We start from the raw sequence: 5,658 nt of genomic DNA, 5'->3' as shown, positions 1-5,658 counted from the left end.
TGCTAGTTCAAAGGCATAGGTTGAGTACGTGATGACCAATGAGCTGCGTCACCGGACGCTCAGCGGCTAAGCCGTTTCGCTCCGGTGAGCTTGGTCGTTGAACGACAGCATTTCTGGTATTCCAGTGACTGCTCTGGGTCGAAACGACTCACCAGCCAGTGGCAGCTTTCGGGAAGCGAACCTTCAACGTCGGCTTTCCGGCGGTGAGTCCGAAGAGTTGTCGGTCGCCACCCGACCCACTGCTGTCATTGGGCTTTGAAGAAAGCTGCCGCTCAACGTTCGAGCTAAGCTGCCGTAGGGGGGCAGCTTGAGCAAGGTGTTAGGTCACAGCTAGGCGCACACACTACAGGGTGTATGACTGCAACTCCATTCGGATTGACTTGGCTAGACCTCCAAGATCACCATAAATAGATTTTGAATTAATGCTCATCTTTCGAAGTGCGACATAGACGCCTTCATACAAGCTCGCAGGAACTCGAAACTTAAGAACAGTTGCGGTCTCATAGAGTGGAAGATTGACAATCGACTCGATGGTTTTCTCAAGATTGCCCGAGACTAGAAATGTACCCGATTGACGATCTATTCGAGCATTGAGTTCCCGTGGCTCCGTTATCCATGCGATATCGTAAGAATACCGATCAACTACATCATCGAAAATCGAATCCTGCTTTCCGTTCATTGAGGTTCTACTTTCGGAAAACTTTGAATCAACCCTCTTGATATGCTGGATCGAGGCTTCCATCACGGCTGTGTAGTCGATTGCGTAGACCGCAAAGTCATTCTGAGAAAGCGGGTCGTAGGTTTCGAGTGCGAAGTAAAGCGCAATGTATGGGCTTGTTGTGAAGTCGATCAACCTTGTGGGCACGCCGTAGTGCTGCATAACCGACAGCCAGGACAGCTTCGAAGCTGGAGTGTGCTCTGAACCGCTGTAAATGTGGTACTTCGACTGAAAGAGCTGAAGCGAGTAGGACTCAAAACGTCGAGCATTCTCTGCGCTCCACCTTTTACCAATCACGCGCTCAAGAGTTGATTTGAGACCCCAGTCCGCATTAGCCTGGCCTCGAAACGCGAAATGATTCGGAAGGACGTTCAGTTCCCTCGCTAGGCCATCCATGCTATCTACCACACGTTCTACGATCATTGCCTGACCTCGCCATACTCCCGTTGAATCATGACGAGCGCCTCTGCCTTCTCGACCTCGGAGTCAATAACAACTCGTCTAGCATCCCCTTTGAAGGAGATGGGAATCGGACGGGAGCCCTTCTCAACTTGGATCAGCGCTGAGGCCGTGTTGCCAGTTGCCGCCGTCGACTTCGCTACGGCAGCAACCGCGTCGTCGTCAAGTGACTCGCCCTTGACAATCACTGATCCTTCGTCTGCTTCAAGTTGCTGGCAGTAGTAGGACATGGGCTTCTGAAACAGTTCGTCTGCGTCAATTGGATTTGGACCGGTGAAGGTGGCTTTGAAGCGCTTAACCGCGTAGGCTCCATACAACTTCTCAAGGAAGCTCTCTGGATCAGGTATTAGGTCAACTCGCACGGAGATTCCGTGCTCCGTCACCACCCGGGTACGACTGAAAAGTTTCTGAAGCTTTCGGGCCACAGATTTAACGGTGGCAGCAACCTTGGTTCGCTTGCCGATGCCGAGGAGACCAATCTTGCTGTCGAAATAGACGAAGGTGTATGGGCCTGAGTCGTCGCGCAGTTCAGTGAAGTTTCCGGTCTCACTGTCGAATTTCTCTACCGTTGTTTTTGTTGTCCGACCAACCGCAAAGCGACCGCCATCCGGTGTGATCTGTTCAATGTTGCCGATATGCCAAACGTTCCCCTCCCGGAACTGGAGCGAAGGACGTTCAGAGAGAACATCCTCGAAGATGGATCTTGGGGTCATTTCCGGGTGGAACAGTGCCAATTGCGCAGGTTTTACTAACTTCACGCGGTAGAGGTGGTACTCGATATTGGGCATATGAGTTCTAGTCGGAGTTCAGCGGTCGGTTGCCGACAGATTGTGTTCTGAGGCCTAACGCTACGGCTCACAGTCGGCAAATACGAAGCGCCGCGTAGTGTTTGACGTCCTTGTGCAGCCAATTGTTAGCAATTACTCGCGCTCTTCTAGTTCTTCCAGCAAACTTTTGTAACTCGTCTCGACCACCTTCACCTTGTAATCGATTGTAAGTTTGCGGATTATTGGCTCAGACAATGTATCTGCGTAAATACTCGCTTCAACCGATATCTGACAATCACCATCTCCGCCTAAGAGTAATTTCCGCGCCGGAGAAACTTCTCTCTTTGGCTGAAGAGCCCTCATTTCTAAGCTTGTAGACCACGCAGTATCGCTTAACTTAGCGGCCTCCACAGTTTCATTGTCACCAAAATAAATCACCCCTCCTTCTGTCTCGAAGTGGCGAGCGGTTTGCAAAGAAATACTTTCACCATCGGAGCGAAGCTTGATGTCAATGAAAACATCTCTAGCTCCGACTGTCCCCGTGTTTTTAAGCCAGAATCGGATCGGACGATTCTTACTCTTCGCAATAATTCTGTTTATTGAATCTCGGTAGTAGTCCCTGTCTCGATGGCGAGAACTCATTATTACTTCAAGCAATTCTTCTCTTTCTTTTGAACGTGGAGTTGTGCGCTTTGGAGAATAATCGGGAATATCCTCGTAATCAGTTATTTTCAATAGGGTGGCGGAGATTTCTTGCATATTACCGATGCCTTCTCCAGAGTCAGGATCAGCAAATTGGAAGATTATGTCCGTGTAAGGGGATTTACTGCTCTCAAGCGCCACATCTCCCGCATCTACCAGTAAAGCCCGCAGTTGAATTTCGAGTTGCCTAGCCAGCTTGTCTCTAAACTCAACTGGGCCAGAATAATTCTCAACCAAAGCGTTTGGAAAAGTCTTCTTTTTAAATTCACGAAGCTTCTTTAGCTGCTCGAGGTCGATATCATCGGGGTTTTTGTCTGCCTTGGAAAAATATAGCATTACGGGCTTTCCGTCTTTCGCGACTCGTTCTATTTCTTCTAGCGTGCCACTATCAGACACACCCGTCGGACTCCCTATTCGCGTCCAGAATGCACCGACTAAGAGGTCGCACTGATCGACGACTTGGCGATTGATCACCTCTTGAGGCCGTTTTCCATATTCTGGTGCAGAATGCGTTTCCCACCGTAAAGGAAGTAACACTAACTGGCGTTCTGCTGAGTTAAGATCGTTCCATTCTTGTATTGTCTTAACTGCGATTTCCCTTTCTTCTGTAACATCACTAGGCGAAGCGATTAATATTCTAAAAACTTGAGCTGAATAGGACATTGCTATCTCCTTGTGATGCTAGCTTTGTTTTCTGGCGGCAGTTCTGCCGCGTAACATCGGAATGCCGGATAACTTGTTCTACAAGTTACTGTTTAGAAGTAGAAACTACACGCAACACAGAATAACAAGACGGGGAAAGCAGCAGCCGACGGCCTTACGGGGCGGGGCGATGCGACCGATCTGGTGAGCAGGCCTTTAGCATACCGCCTCGCCCGGACGACCGCTATTCGGATTGGGTGGCCTGTGACAGCTTGTGGCCGAACCGAGACCTTCACTCTCGAACTCACTGGTCAGCTTGGCTGAGCCGCCTGCGGCCGTCTCGAGCCGACCCTTTGCCGACGTGGAGTTGTGAGGGAACCTGTCGCTCAACGATCCCGTTATGCGTCCTTTCTACTACCTCTCAAATCGGTTTTCCGAGCCCCATCAGTGAAAGACCAATTGTGGCGATCCCGGCAATAATCAGCTGAGCTACAGTGATCGCACGCTTTGCTTTCTGCTCGGTATCTGGATGGATCAGGATCTGGAGAAGTTGGTTGAGAGGTGTACGGGCAAATGAAAACACGAAGATTGAAAACCACGAGACAATGGGTAGCAGCACAGCTATCCAGGGACTAGGCATCGAAAGGCAAACATGCCGCTCTGCTAAGACAAAAAATCCAAGCATGAGCACAGGAACCAATGCGGGCAATATTGATAGCAAGGCTAGATTCCGGGGAGGGCTTCCGGCCTCTGAATTCAGCACAACGCCTGATCCAACACAGTAAAAGAGCCACCAGACAATCACATCCGGTAAGACGCCACAGGCTCGATTGAGTGCGATAAAGCCCAGAACGGCAACAATCGAAGACACTGCGAGCCGACCCAGATCAGCGCTCGTGAACATGATTAATCGACCTCCAGATTCAAGTGGCGAACCATAGCGTCTATTCGCTTGACGCGAGAGGACTGCCATTCAATCTGAAAAGGGTGACCACGCGATTCATCGATATCGAGAACACCGCCGCAAGCACTGATTGAGGAAACGAGTGGCTGCGTATAGGATCTTGGGACTACCCAGTCGCTCGTGCCGTGCATGAATGTGATATTCTGGCAAGAGTTTTGTATTTTTTCTATCGGATCATAGGATGGCTTACACTTGAACCCCATTTCACTTGGGCGCGCTGGAACTGAATCAAGCACGATCCGACGAAACGGCGGACCTGCAGGGAAGGCGTTTAGTGCAATAACTCCTCCAAATGAGTACGCGTACAGGTATAGGTTTCGATATCTCTGTGCCTGGAGCCATCTGGCGATGTCTTTATAGTCAGACAGAATTGCAGACATCGTGGGATTGCCTGGTTTTGACAGCCCGTACCCTCGAAAATCGAACAGAAATATGGTCAGCTTGTCACTCGGAAATAACGAGGCAATGCTGGAGAATCCCTTGGTGCTCCAAGCATTCCCCGGGATGACGAGCAGAGCATCCTTCGCCTTAGGCGTCGCTGGAATTTGTAGACCTTTAAGTATTCGACCATCGCTCGCCTGAACAGCTTTTACTTGTGCTTCCGGAAGCTGTTGCAACAACTCCGACTCGCTCATGCTTCCAGCCACTCGACTCCAAGACTCAAACAGGCTTTGCTCGTCTTCGCAGGTGTAAGTCTCGCGCTCAGTGTGGGCAATACTAGGTTCCGCGCTGTGTGCGGACGAACACAGCATGGTAGCGAGGATGAGCATGCCTTGGCGGAGAGGACGGTAACTCCGAGCACACCCACTAATCGAGGAATGCAGCACGGACTTCTCCCTCCGATCAATAACAGCGGGACGCATAACATGGCCTCTGCACCGCAACATCGGATATCAACCTGTCCGAAGAGACTAACCAAATCAGCAGTGTATTGGGGCTTGGAGCCTCATTCGCTCCTACTAACAGTGCGGCAAATCCGGCTGCGCTCCAATTCACCGACCGTAGCGCATGCAGATGGAGGACATCTCCTTGCTGCGCCGGATTCTCATTGCATTCTTTCGACCGGCACGAGCCCGTCGTCATGTCATGCTTCAACATAGACGCGCGCCATCGAACCGCAAGTGAGATGTAACGGTCACTGGCCGCTTGTGGCCGGGTGCGTGAGGTCACGAACGGCAGCTTCGGAGCAGCGAAACTCGTGGAATCCCTGGGTACCTGACCGGCAGCTTTGCGGAAGTCGCAACGACCGCTCGGGGTCGCGGGACTAAACCGCTCGCGCGGTAGGGGTGTGCTGAACCGCTCGTGACGAGCATCGAAGTTCGTGGTTTCCATCGGCAGCAGGCTTGCCATGTTGGGAGATGAGGCAATCGGCCTCGTCTTCGACAGGAGCAAGCCATGGATACCCC

The 5,658-nt window shown here is 51.3% G+C and carries 5 protein-coding genes; all 5 read right to left on the bottom strand.

Features of this window, described 5'->3' with window-relative positions:
• Nucleotides 1-343: 343 nt before the first annotated feature.
• Complete coding sequence (locus JNN07_24515) at nt 344-1,141, bottom strand: FRG domain-containing protein (GenBank protein MBL9170919.1); 798 nt, start codon at nt 1,139-1,141, stop codon at nt 344-346.
• Entirely contained in the window at nt 1,138-1,965 is an 828-nt protein-coding gene (locus JNN07_24510) for a hypothetical protein (protein ID MBL9170918.1), read from the bottom strand. The genes JNN07_24515 and JNN07_24510 overlap by 4 nt, the downstream gene beginning before the upstream one ends.
• Nucleotides 1,966-2,097: 132 nt before the next feature.
• The gene (locus JNN07_24505; protein ID MBL9170917.1) at nt 2,098-3,309 is read right to left on the bottom strand and encodes a hypothetical protein; all 1,212 of its coding nucleotides are present in this window, start codon (nt 3,307-3,309) and stop codon (nt 2,098-2,100) included.
• Between the two features lie 400 nt (nt 3,310-3,709).
• Nucleotides 3,710-4,159, bottom strand: a complete 450-nt coding sequence (locus JNN07_24500) for a hypothetical protein (protein MBL9170916.1) — start codon at nt 4,157-4,159, stop codon at nt 3,710-3,712.
• Between the two features lie 35 nt (nt 4,160-4,194).
• Nucleotides 4,195-5,022, bottom strand: coding sequence for an alpha/beta fold hydrolase (locus JNN07_24495; protein MBL9170915.1), 828 nt, complete (start codon nt 5,020-5,022; stop codon nt 4,195-4,197).
• Nucleotides 5,023-5,658 lie beyond the last annotated feature (636 nt).

The organism is Verrucomicrobiales bacterium, from assembly GCA_016793885.1.
Taxonomy (GTDB): Bacteria; Verrucomicrobiota; Verrucomicrobiia; order Limisphaerales; family UBA11320; genus UBA11320.
Note: the sequence above shows the minus strand (reverse complement) of the source record. Positions and strands in the feature narration are given on the sequence as shown.

What these genes read in the sequence shown, in the direction of transcription:
- JNN07_24515 (MBL9170919.1), bottom strand. Translation starts at nt 1,141, where the DNA reads ATGATCGTAGAACGTGTGGTAGATAGCATGGATGGCCTAGCGAGGGAA.
- JNN07_24505 (MBL9170917.1), bottom strand. Translation starts at nt 3,309, where the DNA reads ATGTCCTATTCAGCTCAAGTTTTTAGAATATTAATCGCTTCGCCTAGT.
- JNN07_24495 (MBL9170915.1), bottom strand. Translation starts at nt 5,022, where the DNA reads ATGCTCATCCTCGCTACCATGCTGTGTTCGTCCGCACACAGCGCGGAA.
- JNN07_24510 (MBL9170918.1), bottom strand. Translation starts at nt 1,965, where the DNA reads ATGCCCAATATCGAGTACCACCTCTACCGCGTGAAGTTAGTAAAACCT.